The organism is Microbacterium plantarum (genome assembly GCF_035231185.1).
GTDB lineage: Bacteria > Actinomycetota > Actinomycetes > Actinomycetales > Microbacteriaceae > Microbacterium > Microbacterium plantarum.
Window position 1 is genome coordinate 103,515 of record NZ_CP141117.1, and the last position, 21,196, is coordinate 124,710.

The 21,196-nt window shown below is 70.9% G+C and carries 20 protein-coding genes; 8 read left to right on the forward strand and 12 right to left on the reverse strand.

Annotated elements, in window-relative coordinates; translation table 11 throughout:
* The first annotated feature begins 38 nt into the window (after window positions 1–38).
* The 5 genes from VC184_RS00545 (at window position 39) to VC184_RS00565 (ending at window position 5,695) form a co-directional block, all read left to right on the forward strand.
* The gene (locus VC184_RS00545; protein ID WP_323986964.1) at window positions 39–1,052 is read left to right on the forward strand and encodes an amino acid ABC transporter permease; all 1,014 of its coding nucleotides are present in this window, start codon (window positions 39–41) and stop codon (window positions 1,050–1,052) included.
* Entirely contained in the window at window positions 1,049–1,816 is a 768-nt protein-coding gene (locus VC184_RS00550) for an amino acid ABC transporter ATP-binding protein (protein ID WP_323986965.1), read from the forward strand. Before VC184_RS00545 ends, VC184_RS00550 begins: the two co-directional genes overlap by 4 nt.
* A 53-nt stretch (window positions 1,817–1,869) precedes the next feature.
* A complete protein-coding gene (locus VC184_RS00555; protein ID WP_323986966.1) occupies window positions 1,870–2,862 on the forward strand; it encodes an ABC transporter substrate-binding protein in 993 nt (330 codons plus the stop codon).
* Between the two features lie 47 nt (window positions 2,863–2,909).
* Window positions 2,910–3,962 carry a GNAT family N-acetyltransferase gene (locus VC184_RS00560; protein WP_323986967.1) on the forward strand — a complete coding sequence of 351 codons (1,053 nt, stop codon included), beginning with the start codon at window positions 2,910–2,912 and terminating at the stop codon, window positions 3,960–3,962.
* A 125-nt stretch (window positions 3,963–4,087) separates the two neighbouring features.
* A complete protein-coding gene (locus VC184_RS00565; RefSeq protein ID WP_323986968.1) occupies window positions 4,088–5,695 on the forward strand; it encodes a molybdopterin-dependent oxidoreductase in 1,608 nt (535 codons plus the stop codon).
* A 35-nt stretch (window positions 5,696–5,730) separates the two neighbouring features.
* Here the strand turns inward: VC184_RS00565 and VC184_RS00570 are convergent, their stop codons facing one another.
* From VC184_RS00570 to VC184_RS00610, 9 genes are all read right to left on the reverse strand, one after another.
* Window positions 5,731–6,531 carry an ABC transporter ATP-binding protein gene (locus tag VC184_RS00570; RefSeq protein ID WP_274178059.1) on the reverse strand — a complete coding sequence of 267 codons (801 nt, stop codon included), beginning with the start codon at window positions 6,529–6,531 and terminating at the stop codon, window positions 5,731–5,733.
* A complete protein-coding gene (locus VC184_RS00575; protein WP_274178060.1) occupies window positions 6,528–7,583 on the reverse strand; it encodes a FecCD family ABC transporter permease in 1,056 nt (351 codons plus the stop codon). The genes VC184_RS00570 and VC184_RS00575 overlap by 4 nt, the downstream gene beginning before the upstream one ends.
* Window positions 7,580–8,632: a FecCD family ABC transporter permease gene (locus VC184_RS00580; RefSeq protein ID WP_274178061.1), complete on the reverse strand. Its 1,053-nt coding sequence runs from the start codon at window positions 8,630–8,632 to the stop codon at window positions 7,580–7,582. Before VC184_RS00580 ends, VC184_RS00575 begins: the two co-directional genes overlap by 4 nt.
* Complete coding sequence (locus VC184_RS00585) at window positions 8,622–9,674, reverse strand: iron-siderophore ABC transporter substrate-binding protein (protein ID WP_274178062.1); 1,053 nt, start codon at window positions 9,672–9,674, stop codon at window positions 8,622–8,624. The genes VC184_RS00580 and VC184_RS00585 overlap by 11 nt, the downstream gene beginning before the upstream one ends.
* A 49-nt stretch (window positions 9,675–9,723) precedes the next feature.
* Window positions 9,724–11,601: an FAD/NAD(P)-binding protein gene (locus VC184_RS00590; RefSeq protein ID WP_274178063.1), complete on the reverse strand. Its 1,878-nt coding sequence runs from the start codon at window positions 11,599–11,601 to the stop codon at window positions 9,724–9,726.
* A complete protein-coding gene (locus VC184_RS00595; protein WP_323986969.1) occupies window positions 11,598–12,926 on the reverse strand; it encodes an NtaA/DmoA family FMN-dependent monooxygenase in 1,329 nt (442 codons plus the stop codon). Before VC184_RS00595 ends, VC184_RS00590 begins: the two co-directional genes overlap by 4 nt.
* Entirely contained in the window at window positions 12,923–14,113 is a 1,191-nt protein-coding gene (locus tag VC184_RS00600; RefSeq protein WP_323986970.1) for an LLM class flavin-dependent oxidoreductase, read from the reverse strand. Before VC184_RS00600 ends, VC184_RS00595 begins: the two co-directional genes overlap by 4 nt.
* 92 nt (window positions 14,114–14,205) lie before the next feature.
* Window positions 14,206–14,769, reverse strand: a complete 564-nt coding sequence (locus tag VC184_RS00605) for a dihydrofolate reductase family protein (RefSeq protein ID WP_274178066.1) — start codon at window positions 14,767–14,769, stop codon at window positions 14,206–14,208.
* A complete protein-coding gene (locus VC184_RS00610) occupies window positions 14,766–15,185 on the reverse strand; it encodes a hypothetical protein (protein ID WP_323986971.1) in 420 nt (139 codons plus the stop codon). The genes VC184_RS00605 and VC184_RS00610 overlap by 4 nt, the downstream gene beginning before the upstream one ends.
* Before the next feature lie 107 nt (window positions 15,186–15,292).
* On the opposite strand from VC184_RS00610, the gene VC184_RS00615 reads away from it, so the two are divergent.
* A complete protein-coding gene (locus VC184_RS00615; RefSeq protein WP_323986972.1) occupies window positions 15,293–15,727 on the forward strand; it encodes a hypothetical protein in 435 nt (144 codons plus the stop codon).
* A 196-nt stretch (window positions 15,728–15,923) separates the two neighbouring features.
* On the opposite strand, the gene VC184_RS00620 is transcribed toward VC184_RS00615, so the two are convergent.
* A complete protein-coding gene (locus VC184_RS00620) occupies window positions 15,924–16,904 on the reverse strand; it encodes a cation transporter (RefSeq protein ID WP_274178068.1) in 981 nt (326 codons plus the stop codon).
* Window positions 16,901–17,398, reverse strand: coding sequence for a transporter substrate-binding domain-containing protein (locus tag VC184_RS00625; RefSeq protein WP_323986973.1), 498 nt, complete (start codon window positions 17,396–17,398; stop codon window positions 16,901–16,903). Before VC184_RS00625 ends, VC184_RS00620 begins: the two co-directional genes overlap by 4 nt.
* A 142-nt stretch (window positions 17,399–17,540) precedes the next feature.
* Between VC184_RS00625 and VC184_RS00630 the strand changes: the two genes are divergently transcribed.
* On the forward strand, window positions 17,541–18,827 hold the full coding sequence (locus tag VC184_RS00630; protein ID WP_114588888.1) for an adenylosuccinate synthase: 1,287 nt from the start codon (window positions 17,541–17,543) through the stop codon (window positions 18,825–18,827).
* 1 nt (window position 18,828) lies between these two features.
* The gene (locus VC184_RS00635; protein WP_323986974.1) at window positions 18,829–20,004 is read left to right on the forward strand and encodes a lactonase family protein; all 1,176 of its coding nucleotides are present in this window, start codon (window positions 18,829–18,831) and stop codon (window positions 20,002–20,004) included.
* A gap of 22 nt (window positions 20,005–20,026) precedes the next feature.
* On the opposite strand, the gene VC184_RS00640 is transcribed toward VC184_RS00635, so the two are convergent.
* Complete coding sequence (locus tag VC184_RS00640; RefSeq protein WP_274178072.1) at window positions 20,027–21,175, reverse strand: AI-2E family transporter; 1,149 nt, start codon at window positions 21,173–21,175, stop codon at window positions 20,027–20,029.
* Window positions 21,176–21,196: the final 21 nt, after the last annotated feature.

A 21,196-nucleotide genomic window follows, 5' to 3' on the forward strand; every position in this document is an offset into this window, starting at 1 on the left:
AGCATCCGATGCATCCGCGCCGTTCCGAGGAGATCCGCATGACCGACACCGTCTCGCGCGTCGACCGCACCGTCGGCGACACTGCGCCGACCGCGCAGCGCGTCGACCTCGGCGACATCCCCGTCGTCCGCACGCGGCACTGGCTCCGCTGGGCGATCGCCGCGATCATCGTGTTCGTCGTCGCACAGTTCCTGTGGTCGCTCGTGACGAACGAGAACTACGAGTGGGGCTACTTCGCGCAGTACTTCCTCTCCGACCCGGTGCTGCAGGGACTCGGCCTCACCCTCGTCTACACGGCAGTGTCGGCGACGATCGGATTCCTGCTCGGGACGGTGCTGGCGCTGGCTCGGCTCGCCAAGTCGCCGCTGCTGAACGCGGCGGCGTGGAGCTTCATCTGGTTCTTCCGCTCGGTCCCCCTCGTCGTACAGCTGGTCGTCTGGTACAACCTCGGCTACCTGTATCCGACGCTCGGGCTGGGCACCCCCTTCACGACCGACTTCTGGATCGTCGAGTTCCCGACGGTGCAGCTCATCAGCGCGTTCGCGGCGGGCGTGCTCGGCCTGAGCCTGCACCAGGCGGCCTACTCCGCCGAGATCATCCGCGGCGGCCTGCTCTCGGTCGACCAGGGCCAACTCGAGGCGGCCGCGGCCCTCGGCATCCCGCCGCGTCGCCGACTCAGCCGCATCGTGCTGCCGCAGGCCATGCGATCGATCATCCCCAACGCCACGAACGAGGTGATCGGCCTCGTCAAGGGCACGTCGGTGCTGTTCGTGATCGCGATCCCCGAGCTGTTCTACGCGGTGCAGGTGATCTACAACCGCAACAGCCGCGTCATCCCGCTGCTGCTCGTCGCGGTGGTCTGGTACACGATCATCACCACGGTGCTCAGCATCCTGCAGTACTACATCGAGCGTCACTATGCGCGGGGATCCGTACGAGTTCTGCCGCCCACGCCCGTCCAGCGCGCGCGCCGCTGGATCGCGGCGCAATGGGCTCGCCTCGGCGACGACGCGCCGGCACCCCGCCCCCTCGCACCCGGAGGAAAGTCATGACCATCGGTCTCGTCGAGATCCACAACGTCCACAAGAGCTACGCCGGAGTCGAGGTGCTCGGCGGCATCGACCTCACGGTCGAGCCGGGCGAGGTCGTCGCGATCCTCGGCGCGAGCGGCTCGGGCAAGTCGACGCTGCTGCGCACCATCAATCATCTCGAGACGGTCGACCGCGGATCGGTCACGGTCGACGGCGAGTTCATCGGCTACGAGCAGCGGAACGGCAAGCTCTACGAGCTGCGCGAGAAGGCGGTGCTCGAACGCCGCACCCAGATCGGGATCGTCTTCCAGAACTTCAACCTCTTTCCCCACCTCACCGCCCTCGAGAACGTCACCGAAGCGCCCATCGCGCTCGGTCGGCTGTCGAAGGACGACGCCCGCGAGCTCGCGCTCGGGCTGCTCGACCGCGTCGGGCTCGGCGACAAGGCCGGTCACTACCCCCGCCAGCTCTCGGGCGGGCAGCAGCAGCGCGTCGCGATCGCGCGAGCGCTGGCTCTGAAGCCCAAGGTAATCCTGTTCGACGAGCCGACGAGCGCGCTCGACCCCGAACTCGTCGGCGAGGTGCTCGACGTCATCCGCGACCTGGCGCAGCTCGGGACGACGCTCATCATCGTGACCCACGAGATCGGCTTCGCCCGCGAGGTCGCCGACCGCGTCGTCTTCCTCGACGGCGGCCGGATCATCGAGCAGGGCCCGCCCGCCGAGGTGCTCGTCGCGCCGAAGCACCCCCGCGTGCAGGAGTTCCTCGCCAAGGTCCTCGCCTGACATCCCATCTCACCCCTCCACCCGCACCCCACTTTTCGAGAGAGACCCACAGCATGGCCATCAGTAAGAAGCAGGGCATCGCCGCCGGACTCGGCGTCGTCGCGGTCGCGGCGATCGTCGGCGGCATCGTCACCGCCGTGAACCTCAACCGACCCGCCGAAGCCGAGGCCGCGGCGCCCGCACCCACCACGGCCAACGTCGCGACCGACGACATCCACTGGGTGCACCTCGACGAACCCGTCGCCGAGGCCGTCGCGGCCCTCGAGGCGAGCGGCTTCCAGCCCGTCGAGGAGGGCAAGCTGACCGTCGCCCACTCCGCCTACCTGCCCCCGCTCGGCTACATCCCCGAGGGCGAGACCGAGGCCGCCGGAACCGAGCCCAACATCGGATCGCTCATCGCCGAAGCGCTCGGGCTCGAGTACAACCCCGTCGTCGTCGCGTGGGCCGATTGGCCCCTCGGCATCCAGTCGGGCAAATACGACCTCATCACCTCGAACGTCACCGTCACGGAAGAGCGGAAGGAGCTCTACGACTTCGCGAGCTACCGCGAAGACCTCCTCGGCTTCTACGTCCGCGCCGACAGCGACATCGAGAAGATCGAGGGAGCCGCCGACATCTCGGGCCTGAAGATCGTGGTCGGCTCGGGCACAAACCAGGAGCAGGTGCTGCTCGCCTGGAACGAGGAGCTCGAAGCTGCCGGCGAGGCTCCCGCCGAACTCCAGTACTACGACGACAACGCCGCCGCCGTCCTCGCGCTGCAGTCCGGCCGCGTCGACGCGACCTTCGGCCCCAACGCAACCTCGGCCTGGTCGGCCCGGGAGACCGGCGACACCAAGCTCGTCGGCCTCGTGCCCGGCGGCTGGCCGCAGACCGCCAACATCGCCGCGGCGACCGCGAAGGGCAACGGCCTGATCGAGCCGGTGTCGATCGCGATCAACGCCCTCATCGAGGGCGGGCAGTACGACGAGGTCCTCGAGACGTGGGGGCTCGAGTCGGAGCGCATCGGGAAGAGCGAGATCAACCCGCCCGGACTCCCCGCGTCATGAACGGCTATGCGTCGTGAACAGGTCGCGGTGAGAGGTAGCGTCGCCTCGTGACATCGACCGCGACAGCGCTCACCATCCGGCTCGTCCGCACCGAGGAATTCGCTCGGGCGGGCGAGCTGACCGCGCGCGCTTACCAGCAGAGCTACGACCGACTCTCGGAGCAGTACCTCGACTCGCTGAGGGACGTCGCCGCCCGCGTGCGGATCGGAGATGTGTGGGTGGCGGTGGATGAGGGCGAGATCCTCGGAACCGTCTGGGTCGCCCGGCCCAACCGTCCGCTCGCCGGCGTCGCGCAGCCCGGCGAGACGGACTTCCGCCAGCTCGCCGTCGCCCCCGAAGCCCGTGGCCGAGGAGTCGGCGAGGCGCTCACCCGGCACGTCATCGAGCTGGCCCGGCAGCGCGGATCGCATCGCGTCGTCATGAACAGCGGGCCCGAGATGACCGCCGCGCACGCGCTGTACGCCAAGCTCGGCTTCACGCGCCTGCCCGAGCGGGAGGGCCGGATCGAGGTCGAGCCGGGCCGTTTCGTCGACCTGCTCGCGTTCGGATACGACCTCGCACCGGAGCCCCGCGCGGCAACCCGCACCACTGCCGGCGTCTCGGCCATGACGTGGCTGTTCGAGCACATCGACTACGACGACCCGCGTGCCGCGGCCCTGCGCGCCGAGATGGACCGTGAGGTCGGTCCGCGCTACGCCGACCGCTTCGACGACGCCGATCCCGAGGCCGCCGCCCGGTCCGCCCGCGCCTTCGCGATCGACCCCGCGACGATCGTCGCGACGGTGCTCGTGACGGATGCCGCGGGCGAGGCCGTGGGCCACGGCGCACTCCGCGTCCTCGAGCACGACGGCATCCGGGATCTCGAGATCAAGCGCGTGTACGTCCACCCCCGTGCCCGCGGTCTCGGCGCGAGCCGGGCGCTGCTCGCCGAGCTCGAGCGCATCGCTCTCGATCGAGGCGCGGAACGCGTCATCCTGCAGACCGGCGACCGCCAGCATGACGCCGTCGAGCTCTACGGACGCCTCGGCTACACGCCCATCCCGATCTACGCGCCGTACACCGAGTACGCGTTCTCCCGCTGCTTCGCCAAGCCCCTCTAGCCTCCGCCCCACCCCGTCCCCGCCGCCGAGCACGCACCGTTTCCGCCGGATTTCCATCCGTTGCGGGCTCGGCGACGAAGAACTATGCACGGTACGAGTGATCTGCCGATCGAGAGGCGACAGCGATGGCGAAATCAACCGCATCCGCGAACCAGGTGAAGAGTCGGCGCTGGGTCTGGGGCCTGTGGAGCGCCCTCGCGGGCATCGTCAGCGCGGCCGCCTTCCTCGCCGTCGCCGAACTGATCGCGCTCCTCGTCGCGCGCGAGAGCAGCCCCATCCTCGCGGTGGGTGCCTTCGTCATCGACATCGTGCCGCAACCCCTCAAGGAGTTCGCGATCGCGACCTTCGGCTCGGCCGACAAGGTCGTCCTGCTCGGCAGTCTCGCGCTCGCCGTCGTGATCGCCGCCGCGGTCGCCGGCATCCTGCAGTTCTTCGTGCGGCCGTTCGGCGTCATCGTCATCGCCCTCGCCGGGGTGATCTCGACCGCTGCCATCATCACCCGCACCGGAGCCAGCCCGCTGGCGTTCGTTCCGCCGGTGATCGGAACGCTGGTCGGGGTATTCGTCCTCGTTCTCCTCATCACGCGCCTCCGGCGCTGGGCGGGCGCTGCGGATGCCGCGGAGGCCGACACCCCGGCCGCGCCGGCCGCTGAGCAGCGCGGCCTCGGCCGTCGATCTTTCCTCGTCGCGACGGGCGGCGTGGGCCTCGCGGCCGTGATCGTTGGCGTCGGAGCCCGCCTGCTCAATGCGACGACGGCCTCGGTCGACGCCCTCCGCCGTGAGTTGCGCATCCCCGAACCCCGGTCGACGGTCACGATCCCCGACGGCGCCGAGCTCGAGGTCGAGGGCATCTCGCCGCTCATCACCCCGAACGCGGACTTCTACCGCGTCGACACGGCGCTCACCGTCCCCTCGGTCGACCCCACCACGTGGCGCCTCGTCATCGACGGCATGGTCGATCAGCGCGTCGAGCTGAGCTTCGACGACCTCGTCGGCATGGGCCTGGACGAGTACGCCGTGACGCTCACCTGCGTCTCGAACGAGGTCGGCGGCGGTCTGGTGGGAAACGCCATCTGGCAGGGCGTCCCGATCCGCGACATCCTGCGCATGGCCGGCCCGCAATCCGGCGCCGACATGGTGCTCTCGAAGAGCGTCGACGGCTACACGGCATCCACTCCGCTGGAAGCTCTGACCGACGATGCGCGGGACGCTATCTTCGCCGTGAAGATGAACGGCGAGCCGCTTCCACTCGAGCACGGATTCCCCGTGCGCATGGTCGTTCCCGGCTTGTACGGCTACGTCTCCGCGACGAAGTGGGTGACCGAGCTGAAAGTCACGACGTTCGAGGCCGATGAGGCGTACTGGACCCCGCGTGGGTACGCAGCCGAAGCGCCGATCAAGTTCTCTTCCCGCATCGACACGCCGCGCACGGGCACCCCGGTGGCGGCGGGAAGCGTCGCGATCGCGGGAATGGCCTGGGCTCAGACCGTGGGCATCGAACGTGTCGAGGTCCGCATCGACGACGGCGACTGGCAGGCTGCGACGCTCTCCAACCCGATCAACGCCGACACGTGGGTGCAGTGGATGCTCGAGTGGCAGGCCGAGGCGGGAACCCACTACGTCGAGGTGCGCGCCGTCAACAAGGACGGCGACACGCAGATCGAGGAGCGCGCCCCGATCGCTCCCGACGGCTCGAGCGGCTGGCAGCGCGTCCTGGTGACGGTCTCGGCCTGACCCCGGCTCCGGCGCGCCCGGCCGAAAGGGGCAGGTCAGCGGCGGTGGCGACCGAGCGGCGAGACGAGCGGTGTACCGGATGCCGGGTCGGGGATGACGATCGCGTCGATCCCGAAGACCTCGCGCACGAGGTCCGCGGTGACGATGTCCGACGGCGCTCCCTCGGCGACGATGTGGCCACCCGACATCGCGACGAGATGGTCGGCGTAACGGCACGCGAGCGACAGCTCGTGCAGCACCATCACGACCGTGGTCCCCCGCTCGCGGTTGAGGTCGACGAGGAGGTCGAGCACGTCGATCTGGTGGCTGATGTCGAGGTAGGTCGTCGGCTCGTCCAGCAGCATGAGGTCGGTCTGCTGCGCGAGGGCCATCGCGATCCAGACGCGCTGACGCTGACCGCCCGAGAGCGTGTCGACGGAACGGTCGGCGAGGTCGTTCACCCCCGCCGTGCGCATTGCCGCATCGACGATCGCGTCGTCCTCCGACGCGCGCCGGCGGAGCCAGCTCTGGTGCGGGTACCGCCCGCGGGCGACGAGGTCGGCCACGAGAATCGACTCCGGCGCGACCGGCGACTGCGGCAGAAGTCCCAGCACCCGCGCTACCTCGGCCGTCGGGCGCGACCGGATGTCTGCGCCATCGAGCAGGACGGTTCCGGCTGCAGGAGCGAGCAGCCGCGCCAACGCGCGCAGCAGCGTCGACTTGCCGCACGCGTTCGCCCCGACGATCGCCGTGATCCGTCCGGTCGGCACGACGAGCGACAGCTCGTCGACGACAGTGCGTCCGTCATAGCCGAGGGTGATCGACTCGGCGCTCAGTCGGTGGTCGGCGGCGGTCATCGGATGCCTCCAGGGCGAGCGGGATCGGAACGGGTGAGCAGCCAGGCGAGATACGGTGCGCCGATCGCGCCCGTCACGACACCGACGGGGAAAGGGATGCCGGGCACGGCGTACTGCGCGATGAGATCCGCCGCGCTGACGAGGGCGGCGCCGACGGCGGCCGAGGCCACGATTGAGATCGACCCCGGCCCCACGAGGCGCCGCGCGATCTGCGGCGCCATCAGGGCGACGAAGCCGATCGGTCCGCTCGCGCCGACGGCGATCGCAGCGAGGACGACGGCTGTGAGCAGAACGCCGACGCGCACCCGCTGCACGCGCACGCCCAGCGCCGCGGCGGTTGCGTCGTCGAGCTCCAGCCCCCGCAGACCCCGCGCCTGCAGGCCCAGCAGGGCGAAGACCGCGAGAGCGATGACCCCGCTCGTGCCGACCACCTCCCACGACGAGCCGCCCAGGCTGCCGACGAGCCACGTGTATGCGACGCTCACGTCGCGGATCTCGGCGCGGGTGAGTACGGTTCCGGTCAGCGCCGTCGCGAACGCGGAGAATCCGACGCCGACGAGGATGAGCCTCATGCCGTGCAGCCCGCGGTGCCAGGCGAGGACGCCGATGATCACCGCGGCGACGACCGACCCACCGGCGACGAGACCTGTCAGCGCGATGCCGCTGGCTCCCAACCCGAGTACCCCGGCGACACCGACGGCACCGGCCGAAGCCGTGACGCCGAGCACGTCGGGGCTTGCGAGCGGGTTGCGCAGCACCGACTGGAAGACGGCGCCGGCTGCCCCCAGGCAGGCGCCGACGACGACGGCCGCGAGCGCGCGCGGCATCCGCAACTCCCACACGACGAACGAGACGACCGGCTGGGCTCGGCCGGTGATCGCCTCGATCACTTCCGCCGGTGCGAGCGCGGCCGGCCCGAGCAGCAGCGCGATCCCGAACAGGACGGCCACGACAGCGGCGGCGCTCGCCGAGACGATCGCGACGCGGCGAACGGAGGCCAGGCGGAGGGGCCGTGTGATCGCCGCGGGGCCGGTGCCCGTCGCCGTCGTCACAGTCCCACCATCCGTCCGCGCCGCACGAGCGCGATGAAGAAGGGTGCACCGATCGCCGCGACGACGATGCCGACCTGCAGCTCGCCCGGTCGAGCGACGATCCGGGCCACGACGTCTGCCGCGACGAGGAGGATCGCGGCGACCGGCGCTGCGAACAGCAGGATCCACCGGTAGTCCGCACCCACGATGCCGCGGACGACGTGCGGGACGACGAGGCCGACGAACGCGATGGGGCCGGCAACGGCCGTGGCCGCCGCCGCGAGGACGACGAGCACCACCGCGAGCAGCAGGCGTGCGCGGTTCACGCGCAAGCCGAGCGCCGCAGCCGTCTCATCGCCGAGCGCGAAGAGGTTGAGGGTCCGCCCGGCCGACAGGGCGACGACGGCCGCGACGATCAAGACCGGCAGCACCGGGACGAGCACGTCGAGGCCGCGCCCGGCCAGGGCGCCGACCTGCCAGAACCGCATGGCGTCGAGCGCTTCGCGGCTGACGATGAGGACGGCCGAGACGAGTGAGAACAGCGCCGCCGACACGGCTGCTCCCGCGAGCGCGAGCTTGCCGGGGGTCGCCCCGTCGCGTCCCCGCGACGACAGCACCCAGACGACGGCGGCCGCGATCGCGGCGCCGCCGATTGCGAACCAGAGGTACGAGCCGGGGCCCGTGGCGCCGAAGACGGTGATGGCCGTGACGACCGCGAGCGCTGCGCCCTGATTGACACCGAGGATGCCGGGATCGGCGAGCGGGTTGCGGGTCAGCCCCTGGGCGATCGTGCCCGACAGTCCCAGCGCAGCGCCGATGACGATACCGACGATCGTCCGCGGCAGGCGCTTCTCGATGATCGCGATGTGTTCCGGATCGGCGGGGTCATACGCCGTCAGCGCGTGCCAGACGGTGTCGAGCGGGATCTCGGATGTCCCGATCGCGAGGCTCGCGAAGACGACACCCGCGAGCGCGAGGGCGACCGCGGCCCCGGCCCAGACACGCCGACGGGGCAGTGACCGCGAGGAGCGGTCCCTGCCCCGGGAGAGCGCGAGGGTGTCAGCCGACACGCTCGGCGACGGCTGCGAGCTGGGGGACGTACTGGTCGAGCATCCACGGAATCGACAGCACCGTCGGGGCGCTCGAGGCCATGACGAACGATTCGCCGACGATCGGGGCGAAGCGGTCCTGCTGCACCTGCGGCATCGCGGCGACGAGCGGGTCGGCGACGAACGCGTCGACGTCGGCCTGCGTGCCGAAGTACGCCACGAGGACGTCGGACTCCAAAGCGTTCAGGTTCTCGAAGCCCAGCTGGTAGAAGTAGCTGTCGTCGCCGTCAGGGGCGAGTTCCTCGACCGAGGGCGCGACCGTCATCCCCAGCTGCGTGAGCAGTTGCACGCGGGGGTCGTCGTCACGGAAGACGTTGAGGATCTCGGGCTGGTTGTTCGCCCCGTAGGCGAACGACTTCCCTGCGAGCGCGGGATGCTGCGATGCCAGGTCGGCGATGTCCGAGTCGACCTGAGCGACGAGGTCGGCCGCCTCATCCGACATCCCGAGCGCCTGTCCGACGATGGCGGTCTGGTCCTCCCACGAGGTCGCCCAGCGCTGGTCGGGGTAGGCCACGACGGGCGCGACCTTGCTCAGGGCGTCGAACTGCTCCTGTGTCAGGCCCGAGTAGGGGGCGAGGATGACGTCGGGACGGGCCTCGACGAACTCCTCGATGTTCGGCTCGCTCGTGTCGCCGCCGGTGAGGAGGGTCGGCGTCTCGCCCCCGAGCTCGGCGATCGCATCGGCGTCCCACGGGAGCACGCCGTCGACGCCGCCGTAGGCGAAGGCGGGCATCGCGACCGGCACGACGCCGAGCGCGAGCACGGCATCCTGCGCCGACCAGCCCCACGTCGCGACGCGCTCGGGCTTCTCGGGGATCACGGCGTCGCCCAGCGCCGACGTGATCGTGACCGGGAAGGCCCCCGAGGCGTCGCCTGCCGTCGAGGGCGACGCGCTCGTTCCCGACTCAGCGGGCGAGCAGGCGACCAGCCCGGCTCCGGCGATGGCGAGGGCGGCGGCGGCCGCGGCGAGGCGGCCCCCGGAACGGGAGAGAGCGGTGCGCATGCGTGATCCTGAACGCTGGAGGGTGTTCGGCCGGGAGCCCGACCGAACGTTAGGTTACCCTAACCAGCGACACCAGTGCCGCGAGAACAGCCCCGGCCGTGCGGTCGGTCTGGCGGATCGACAGGGCATTCGAGTTCGGGCGCGTGAACGCCCCGCCCTCCGGAAGCGACGTGAAAGGGCCGATCGCGAAGACGGATGCCGCAGGCACGCCGTCCCGCTCCAGCACCCGGCCGTCGGCGTCGGTCAGCACCCGCAGCGCGGAGCCCTGCCGTTCCACGAGCGCGCGGAGCACCGGATTGTCGCTGGCGGCAGCCCCCGGCCCGGGCAGCCACGCGTCGACGAGGCTGCGGGCGACCGTCTCGCCGGGAACACGACGGCTCGACGCGATGAAGCCGCGCCCCGGCTCGACGCGCACGTCGACTCCCGGTCCGAGGAACCGCACGACGCCCGCATCCGCGAGGGCCAAGAGCTCCCGGAGGCGATGCGGGGGCGGGCCGCTGGCGACGTAGCTGAAGAAGGTGTGCCACCGCACCGGCAGCGACACCGTCCGCGAGTGCTCGTTCCATCGTTCCGCAGGGATCTCGGAAAGGGCGAGGAACGACAGCAGCGCGGCGAGGAAGACGCCCTGCGCGGCGCTGCGTTCCGGGGCCGTGCGCAGATGCAGGTCGGTGACGATGTGCTCGCGCACGCGCCCGTGCGCATCGTCGCGGCCCTCGAATGTCGCGTCGGCGAACGGCCGATCCAGCGACGCGACGTCGAAACGGTCGAGGGGGTCGGGAACCGCCGCCGCGATCGCGTCGAGCAGCGCGGGGTCGTCCCACGCGTGGGAATGCAGCACCGCGCGGAACGACGCCCAGTCACCCACGACGCGGTCGGGGTGCCCCGTGAACAGCTCTCGGTAGTGCCCGTGCAGCAGCTCGCCCGCGATGAGCGGCCACACGTCCGCCTCGAAGTCGACCTCGCCGGGCCGCGAGAGCAGCGCCTCGATGGCCGCGGGCGTCAGCACCTCGCGCTGGGGCGCCTCGCCCCGCAGCGTCGACGACACCTTGGAGCGGTAGGGCACGCCCCGCCGCGACCCGAGATGCAGGCGCGGCTCGCTTCCCGACGGCACGTACCGCAGCCCGTCGCCCTCCTCGAGGAAGCGACCCCCGCGGCCCTGTGTCAGCAGCACGACGAGATCGACCGCAGCGAGTCCCATGCCCCGGACGATCACGTCCTCGCCCGCCCCGAGGTGCGAGAGGTCGGCATCGGCGGTGAACGCGGGCGGGACGTACTGCAGCCCCGCGCGCCGTGCGGCGTCCGCGAGCTGCGCGGTCGCGGCATCCGGTTCGCGTCCGTTGTGACCGACCGCGTAGACGACCGCGTCGGCCTCGAGCTCGAGACCGCTCGCCAGCGTGACCCGGTTCGCCTCGCTCACCCGCACCACCGTGTCGCGGCGCCAGCGGACGGTGACCCCTGCCGGCGCCTCGGCGATCGTGCGGCGGGAGAACCACTCCAGGTAGTAGCTGTGCAGCCGCCGCGTGGGAAAGCTGTCGCCGCGCAGACCGCGCGCCTCGGCCGCGGCGACCTCGTCGTCGATCTCGATGTCCCGGCCGGTCGCGGTCAGCTCGCCGCTGCGCCAGAGCTCGGCCCACTCGATCAGCGAGGGCCCCGGCCGGATCGGACCGTCGATCGTGCAGCTGTCGTCGGTGAAGACCGTGACGTCGCGCGCCATCGAGTTGAGCTTCAGCAGCGGCGACTGCGCTCGCCGCCAGATCCGGCCCCCGCCCGGCGGATGCGGGTCGATCAGCTCGACGTGCAGGCGCGGAGCACCGACCGCGCGCGCGTCCACCGCGCCCGCCGCGACGCCGAACCGCGCGATGATCCGCTCGAGGAGCATGATCGCGCGCGGGCCGGCGCCGACGAAGACGAGCCGATGCACGCTCACGCCGGCACGGACGCCGGGGCCGTGGGCACGGTGGCCGGCAGCCCGAGCATGTCGCGCAGCGTCGCGCCCTCGTCGTACGAGTCGCGGTACGACCCACGTTCCTGCAGCAGCGGCACCACGCGCGTGGCGAACTCGTCGAGGCCGTGGGGGGTCAGGTGGCCGACGACGGTGAAGCCGTCGGTCGCCCGCTCCTGCACGTAGCGGTCGATCTCGCCCGCGATGTGCTCGGGCGTGCCCACGAACGTGTGCTTCGCCGTCAGCCGGATGACGAGCTCGCGCACGCTCAGCCCCTCGGCCTCCGACAGCTCCCGCAGCGACGCGATGCGCGCTTGCACGGCTCTGTGGCGATTCGCCCAGCCGCGCGCGGTCTCCGAGCCAGTGTCGGGCTCGACGTCGGGCAGCGGCCCGTCGGGGTCGTAGCCGCTGAGGTCGCGACCCCACACCTGCTCGAGGTAGGTCAGCGCCTGCTCGGGCCGCACCTGCTGCAGAGCGATCTCACGCGACCGCTCGCGCGCCTCGGCATCCGTGTCGCCGATGACGAAGGTCGCGGCGGGCAGGATTTTCAGCGAGTCCTCGTCGCGACCCCAGGCGGCGAGGCGCCCCTTGACGTCGTCGTAGAACACCCGGGCGGCGTCGAAGTCCTGGTGCAGCGAGAAGATGACCTCCGCGTGCTCGGCCCCGAAGTCGCGCCCGTCGGCGGAGTCGCCGGCCTGCACGATCACGGGGCGCCCCTGCGGCGAGCGGGGGACATCGAAAAGGGCGTCGACGTCGAACTGCGGACCCGCGTGGCGGATGCGGCGCGGCAGCGCCTCGCCCTCGTCCCACGAGTCCCAGAGCTTCTTCGACAGCGCGGCGAACTCCTTCGCGCGCTCGTAGCGATCGGCGTGGTCGAGGAACCCGCCGCGGCGGAAGTTCGCGCCATGGAACGCGTCGGAGCTCGTCACGGCATTCCAGCCGGCGCGGCCGCCGGACAGGTGGTCGAGCGTCGCGAGCTGGCGGGCGAGCTCGTACGGCTCATTGAACGTCGTGCTCAGCGTGCCGACGAGACCCACGTGATCGGTGACCGCGGTGAGCGCGGCAAGGATCGCGAGGGTGTTGGGCCGTCCGAGCACGTCGAGCTCGTGCACGCGGCCCTTGTGCTCGCGCAGCCGCAGGCCCTCGGCGAGGAAGACATAGTCGAAGAAGCCGCGCTCGGCCGTGCGGGCGAAGTACTCGAATGCCGCGAAGTCGATCTGGCTTCCCGAGGCGGCATCGGTCCAGACCGTCGTGCTGTTCACGCCGGGGAAGTGGGCGGCCAGGTGGATCTGGCGGGGCGAACGGCTCACAGGGCGACCTTCTCTCGTGCCGGGGCGGAATCGTGCGTCGGGGCGGCGTACCGGCTGTCGGGCCGCGGCAGGCCGAGCCGGCCCCGCAGGGTGGCCGCGTCGTCGTCGCGCAGCACGCGGGTCGCGCGCAGCAGCGGGGCGAGGCGCTCCGCGATCGCGACGACGTCGTCGGGCTGACGTGCGGGACGCAACCGTACTCCGTCGACGCCGGTCTCGGCGAGGGCGCGGAGGTGCTCGGCGACCTCGGCCGGCGTGCCGGCGACGATGCGCGCGTCGGAGTGGAACTCGGCCCCGGCCAGGTCGTCGAGCCGCGCGAGCGCCTCGCGGGCGGCGGTCGAGGTTTCCTCGATCAGCACGATCACGTCGGCTAACACTCGCAGCCGCTCGCGAGCGCGGCGCAGCTCGGCGGCTGCTCCGTCGAGCTCGGCGAGGATGCCGGTCACCGCGGCCGCATCGTGAGGTGTGATGAACACGACATCGGCGTGCTCGGCCGCGAGGCGGAACGGCACGGTCGGGTGCGCGAGCACCGAGATGATCGGGCGGCCCTGGGGCGAGCGGGGCACGATCGACGCGCCGGTGATCGAGAAGAACTCGCCCGCGAAGTCGATGTTGTGGATGCGGTCGGCATCGACGAAGCGTCCGCTCGCGGCATCCCGGATGATCGCGTCGTCCTCCCACGAGTCCCACAGGCGCCCGATCGCGTCGGCGACCTCCCCCGCCTCGCGGAACCCGGTCTCGAGATCGATCTCGCCGCGGCGCCCGAAGTTCGCCCGCTCGGCGGCCGAGCCGCCGACGACGAGGCGCACGCCGGCGCGTCCGCGACTGGCGAAGTCGAGCGTCTGGATGCCGGTGGCCACATGGAACGGCTCAGTGTGCGTCGTCGTGACCGTCGGGATCAGGCCGATCCGGTGGGTGAGCGGCGCGAGCGCCGAGGCCAGCAGCACCGCGTCGATGCGCCCGTGCAGGCGCCCGGGGTCGGGGTCGTTCGCGTCCTCGAAGCGGTCGGTCAGCGAGAGGGCGTCCTCGATGGTCGCTAACGTGACGCCGGCCCGGTCGAGCAGCCGCACCTGGTCGGCCCAGTGACGCGGTGTGGCGAACTCCCGCGGCGAGAGGGCGGACGCCCGCCACGCGGCGGGGTGCCAGCCGGCCCGCTCGAGGGCGACGGCGAGATGGATGCGGTGAGACATGAGCCCACTGTCGACCTCGGCCCGAGCGGCGCCAAGGCCGCGCGTCATCCGGCGACACCTGTCGTAACAGGGGTTCGCGTCGCGGGTTCAGGTCACGAGGTGCGCGGTCGGTACCGCGTGGCCACGGCTCCCGTACGGAAGGCGGTGTGCTGGACCGGTTCGAGTCCGACCTGCTGATGCAGGCCCGCGAGCAGGGTCGGTCCCCGCCCGGCGACGACGGGCTGCACGAGGAACTCGAACTCGTCGATGAGGCCGAGGTTCGCCAGCGCGGTCGGCAGGGTCACGCCGCCGACCCAGAGCCCGGCGCCCGGCTCGGCCTTCAGCCGCCGCACCGCCGTCTCGAGGTCGCCCGAGATCAGCTCGGCGTTCCAGTCGGGTGCCGCGAGGGTCGACGACACGACGAACTTGCGCGCGCCGTCGATGGCTTCGGCGAACCGGATCTCAGCGGCATCCATCCATTCGGGCCACTCGCCCGAAGCCGGCCGCCGCCAGGCAGCCGCCATCATCTCGTACGTCACCCGGCCGAGGAGCAGTGCATCGACTCCCGCCATCTGCGCCGTCCAGAAGTCCATCGACTCCTCGTCAGGCGGCAGCCCCGCTTCGTGGTGGCAGCAGCCGTCGAGCGTCACGTTGATCGAATACCGGAGAGGTCTCATGTCGCATCCCGCCTGCGGCGGATGACGCCGCGACGCCAGTCTGGACCTGCGGGCATCGATATGCGAGGAGTCCAGGCCAAGAGGATGGCGAAGACGACGCGTGTCGCGAGCAAGACCGCCCAGATGGCTTCCGCCGAGCCGGAACGCGTGACGGCGAGCAGCGTCAACCCGGGGCCGGCCACCGCCCCGTACGCGATGACGAGGGCGGGCAGCCCGGCCGCCGTCGACAGCGCGATCTTCCGGTAGGAGTAGAGGACGCCTGCCCACGGTTCGATGAGCAGCTGCACGGCCATCATCGCGATGACCAGCCAGCCGAGCTGGTCGAAGACCGGCAGAGCGAGGCGCGAGATCGTGAGCGCCACCGCGATCGCCGCGAGCAGGACGAAGCAGTTCGTCTGGACCGTCGACAGACGCATGGCGTCCGCGCGCTCGCGCGGCCGCGAACATGGGCCACGAGATCATGTCCGCCCGCGCGAGCTGAGATCCCCGTACCAGCGCTCCCAGGATCGACGCGACCGACGTCGTGGCCCCCACTGCCGCGACGGCAGCAAGCGGTGAGACGCCGAGCACGACGACGACCACCGCGACGGCCGCTTTCACGAGCGCCCCGGTCACCGCGGTGATCAGGTTCGTGCCGTCGCGGTGCAGCGCCTGGAACGCTCCGTTGAAGACGAAGCCGATCGGGGTGAGCACCGTCGCCGGGATGGTGGCAATCCAGTACGCGGCGAAGAACCCGCCCGCGTCCGAGCGGGAGAGCACCGGGCTGAGCAAGGCGATCGCGATCGATGCGAGCAGCAGGAGCATCGCTGCCCCGACGGCCCCCGTCAGCTCGCCCTCGAGGGAGCGTCCCGCCGTGCGTGCACGAATGGTGGTGACCACGAAACCGGATGCCACGACCGTCACGATCGCGGCGGTCGAACTGCCCAGGCCGATCGCCGCCTGCACGTCGTCGGAGTAGGCCGTCGCCATGATCAGCAGGATGACGACGCTGCCGATCCCCGGCAGGAACATCGCGGATGCCGCCAGCGCGCCACGCCCCAGATAGTCGCGCCTCACGAACTCGATACTGTCAGTGACCCGATGAATTCAGACAGCGGTGGAAACTGGTCCGCCGATTCCGGCATCTTCTCGCTGTCTGGCGCTGCGCAAGCTCGTCACTCGCTGACCGGCACGACGATCGGCAGCTCGCGCACCGGCACCAGCACGATGTCCTGCACCTTCCAGTCGAGCTCGACGCAGCCTTCGCGCGCCGCCTCCAGCTCACCGAGGCTCGGCATCCGCCCGTCCCGCGGCACGACGAACGACTCGACGTGGAACACATGGCCCTCGTCGCGCACCCGGCTGCCCGCGGCCGACACCCACGGCAGGCCGGCGAGGTACGCGTCGATCTCGCCCGCGAGAGGATGCGGCTCGGCGTCGTCGAAGGTCGTCGCCCGCGCATCCATGAGGTCGACGATCGCGGCCCGCAGGTTCTTCAGCCCGTCGCGCAGAATGCCCGCCGCGATGAACAGCGCCGCTGCCGCGTCGAGCCACCAGAGGCCGAGACCGATGCCGGTGACGCCGACGATCGAGCCGACGGCCGTCATCCAGTCGGCCTTGTTCATATCGGCATCCGCGTAGAGCACCTTGTTGTGCAGCTCGCGCGCCAGCTTGAGCTTCGCGCGCCCGAGGAGGACGGGCGGCACGGCGGTCATCGCCATGACGCCGATCATGAGCCACCCGAGCCAGATCGACGCGCCGAACAGCTCGACCGTCCCGATCGTCGGGTGCTCGCCGCTCAGCAGCCCGATCGCCGACTCGACGATCAGGTAGGTGCCCATCGTGGTCAAGGCGACGGCCGCCACCAGGTGGCCGACCCCGACCGAGCGGTGATAGCCGTACGGATGCTTGAGCGTCGGCCGGCGCCGGTTGACCCGGATCGCGATGAGGAAAGCCAGCGGCGGGATGAACGACAGCAGATCCTCGATCCACGCCGCCTTCATCGCCTGGGAATTGCCGAGCACGAGGAAGACGAGGGTCACCGTCACCGCGAGGAATCCGATCGTGACCCATTCGAGCCGCACGGCGCGACGCAGCACCTCGACCTGACGCTGCGGCAGCTCCGTCTGCCCGAATCGCACCTCCGACCGGTTCACAGCTCGCCCGCCTTCGCCCGCTCCGAGAGGAAGGTCTCGAGGCGCGAGAGGAACGCGTTCTCGCCGAGCGGCACGAGCATGACGACCTTGAGCGTGCTGCCGTCCTTCGCCGTGGCCTCGGCATACGGGCGCGTGACTCCCGCCTTGTCGGTCCAGGGCGTCTGGTCGGTGATGCCGCCCGCGATGAGGTCCAGCCCGCCGTTCTCGAGTTCGCGCACCAGTGCCTCCTCCGAGCCGACCGCCCATTCCACGTCGGCGTCGAGCGAGTCGGCGAACGCTCGGATCGCATCGGGCTCGCTGCCCTGCGGTTCGTCGCCGTCGACCTGCACCCATTCACCGTCGGGGGAGACCCCGGCCCGCAGTGTGCCGCCCTCGACCGAGGCGAGCGTGCCCGACGGGTCGGCGGGGATCGACAGCCCGCACCCCGTGAGCGCGAACGACGATGTCAGCAGCAACAGGACCGCGCCGACCGCTGCGGCGAGCCGGTGGTGCATGAGACCCTCCTCCTTGCGTGTTCGATCGATACATCCGATCTGCGCCATCACCCTGGCGCGCGCGCCGCGATCTCCGTAAGGGGGTTGCGTCCGTGTCGATAGGATGGGGTGCAATCCCTCCTCGACAGAAAGGGAGATCCGCATGCCGGGAATCGTCATCGTCGGCGTCCAGTGGGGCGACGAGGGCAAGGGCAAGGCCACCGACCTGTTGGGCGACCGCACCGACTGGGTCGTCAAGTTCAACGGCGGCAACAACGCCGGGCACACCGTCGTCATCGGTGACGAGAAGTATGCCCTGCACCTGCTGCCGAGCGGCATCCTCTCGCCGGGCGTCAACGCCGTCATCGGCAACGGCGTCGTCGTCGACCTCGAGGTGCTGTTCGCCGAGCTCGAGGCGCTGTCGGCGCGCGGGCTCGACATCTCCCGGCTCAAGGTGAGCGCCAACGCGCACCTCATCACGCAATATCACCGCACGCTCGACAAGGTGACCGAGCGCTTCCTCGGCAAGCGTCAGATCGGCACCACCGGCCGCGGCATCGGGCCGGCCTACGCCGACAAGATCAACCGCGTCGGCATCCGCGTGCAGGACCTGTTCGACGAGAACATCCTGCGGCAGAAGGTCGAGGGCGCCCTCGACCAGAAGAACCACCTGCTGGTCAAGGTCTTCAACCGTCGCGCGATCACCGCCGACGAGATCGTCGAAGACCTGCTCTCGTACGCCGAACGCCTGCGCCCGATGGTCTGCGACACCGGCCTGCTGCTGAGCGAGGCGCTCGACAACGGCGACGTGGTCGTCTTCGAGGGCGGTCAGGCCACCATGCTCGACGTCGATCACGGCACGTACCCCTTCGTCACCTCGTCGTCGGCCACCGCCGGTGGTGCCGCGACCGGATCGGGCGTCGGCCCCAACCGCCTCGACCGCATCGTCGGAATCGTCAAGGCGTACACGACGCGCGTCGGCTCCGGTCCGTTCCCGACCGAGCTGTTCGACGAGAACGGCGACTTCCTCCGCTCGCGCGGCTTCGAGTTCGGCACGACGACCGGCCGCCCCCGCCGCGTCGGCTGGTACGACGCCCCGATCACGCGCTACGCGACGCGCATCAACGGCATCACCGACCTGGTGCTCACGAAGCTCGACATCCTCACGGGCCTCGACCGCATCCCGGTCTGCGTCGCCTACGACGTCGACGGCCAGCGATTCGACGAGGTGCCGGTCAACCAGTCCGACTTCCACCACGCCAAGCCGGTCCTCGAGTACTTCCCCGGGTGGAAGGAGGACATCTCGACGGCTCGCACGTTCGACGATCTCCCCACCGCGGCCCAGGAGTACGTCCTGGCGCTCGAGAAGATGAGCGGCACGCGCATCTCGGTGATCGGCGTCGGGCCCGCCCGCGACGCCGTGATCGTCCGCCACGACCTCGTCGACTGACGTGCGGCTGCTGCTCGGCGGCTACACCGCCGACATGGGCGGCGAGGCCGCGGGCATCGGCCTGCTGCACGCCGGCGATCCCGACGGCGCCACCGCCGACGGTCAGCTCTCGCTGCGGCCCGAGGTCGTCGCCGCGTCGTCGCCGTCGTGGGTGGCCCGCCATCCGCGCCGGGATGTCGTCTACGCCGCGCTCGAGTTCCGCGGCGAGGTGCAGGCCTACCGGCGCACCGGCCCCGACGCGTGGGCGCCGCTCGGGCGTCCCGTCCCGGCGGGCGAGGCCGTGTGCCACGTGGCCGTCGCGCCCGACGGAGCATCGCTCATCGCGAGCTGCTGGAGCGACGGACGTGTCGTCCGCATGCGCCTCGACGACGCCGGCATCCCGTCGGCTCCGGTGATCGCGCCAGCGGCCGTCGACCCGTACGGACCGGACGCCTCCGCCGAGCCGGCCGCAGAAGACCTCGACCTCGCCGCCGCCGCGCGGGCGCTTCGAGAGGCGGCCGGACCCGAGTTCGCGCACCTGGTGCCCGGCTCAGACGTGCCGGCGCCGCCGCATCCCGGTCCCGATCAGGATGCCGAGGCCGCACGCCCCTCGCGCTCGCACCAGGCGCGACACCTTCCGGGCGGTCTGATCGTGACGACCGACATGGGTCTCGACCTCGTGCGGTTCTGGCGTGACAACCCGCGGGGGCTCCGGCTCGTCCAGCAGGTCGCCCTGCCGCTCGGGAGCGGCCCCCGTCACACCCTCTGGCACCCGAGCGGCCACCTGTACGTGCTCACAGAGCTCTCGCGCGAGGTGTTCGTGCTGGGCGCCGACCGCGCCGGTGAATGGCGGATGCTGTCGGCGACGGGCCTCCTCGGAGCCCTCGACGACGACACGGCGGCCGAGATCGCCATGACACCCGACGGCGAGACCGTTTACGCGGGCGTCCGCGGCAGCAACACCCTCGGGGTGCTCCGCGTCCGCGGTGCCGGTGATCGACTCGAGCAGCTCGCGCTCGTCGATGCGGGGGTCGATTGGCCGCGCCACCACGTGGTCGTGCGCGACACCCTGCTCGTCGCGGGACAGCTCTCGAGCGAGGTGGTCTCGATGACGCGCGACCCGCGCACCGGGGTTCCCGGCCGCGTGCGCCATCGTGTAGCGGCCCCGAGCCCGACCTGCATCCTGCCGGTCGCGTGATCGCGTGCCCCCACCGCGGGGCTCAGTGCGGCAGCTTCTTCGCGTCCTGACGCGGGATGACGATCTGGTTGATGATGAGCAGGATCGACGCCGTGACCGGGATCGCGACGAGCGCGCCCAGCAGGCCCAGAAGGGTGCCGCCGACGAGCGCTCCGATGACCACGAGCGACCCCGGGACCGACACCGTCCGGTTCATGACGCGCGGCGTCAGGACGTATGCCTCGACCTGCATGTAGAGCAGGTAGGCCGCGGCGAAGATGATCGCCGGCAGTGGGGCGGTCGGGTTCGTCAGCAGCGTGATGACCGAGGCGCCCACCCAGAAGATCACGGTTCCGACGAGCGGGATGAGCGTGATCGCGAATGCGAGCACGGCCATCAGCGCCGCGAACGGAACCCCGAGGATCGTCAGCAGAATGAACGCGAAGGTCGCGTTCATGAGCGCGAGTACCACCATGCCCGAGAGGTAGCCACCGATCGACTCGGTGATCTGCCGGGTCATGTCGGCGACGGTCGCGCGCGAACGCGCGGGCGAGATGCGAACGAGCGCGTTCTTCATGCGGGGCAGCGATGCGAGGAAGTACAGGCTCAGCACCAGCACGATGATCGAACCCGAGATGGCCGTGACGACGTTCACGCCGACCTGCAGCAGACCCCCGCCGATCGCCGCGATGTTCGACGGGTTGGTCACGAAGCTCTGCACCTCGTTGAGCACGTCGCTCAGGCTGTCGCCGAAGGTGCTCTCCAACCAGCGCACGGTGTCGCTGCGCAACATGTCGTTGACGATCGACGGCACGTCCTTCGCGAACTGTTCGACCTGGCGGACGACCGGCGGCAGGACGACCCACAGGATGCCGGCGATGATGAGCGCGAGCGCGGCGAACGTGATGACGATGCCCCAGGCGCGCGGGATGCCGCGCCGCACGAGGAACCGCACCACGGGGTCGAGCGCCAGGGCGACGAACAGTGCGATCGCGACGTAGATGAGAACCGTCGACAGGCTGGAGACCGCCAGCCCCAGGACGATCGCTGCGAGGGCTCCCAGCGCCAGGAAGAAGCCGGCCGCGAACGGCCGGGACAGCGCGCCCCAGATGGGCTGATCACGCGTGGCCGGCCCGGCCACCGGAGCGGAGGGCGCCGCGGGAGCTGGGCTGTTCGAGCGAGGCTTCGTCATGGTCACACTCTAGGCGCGGGG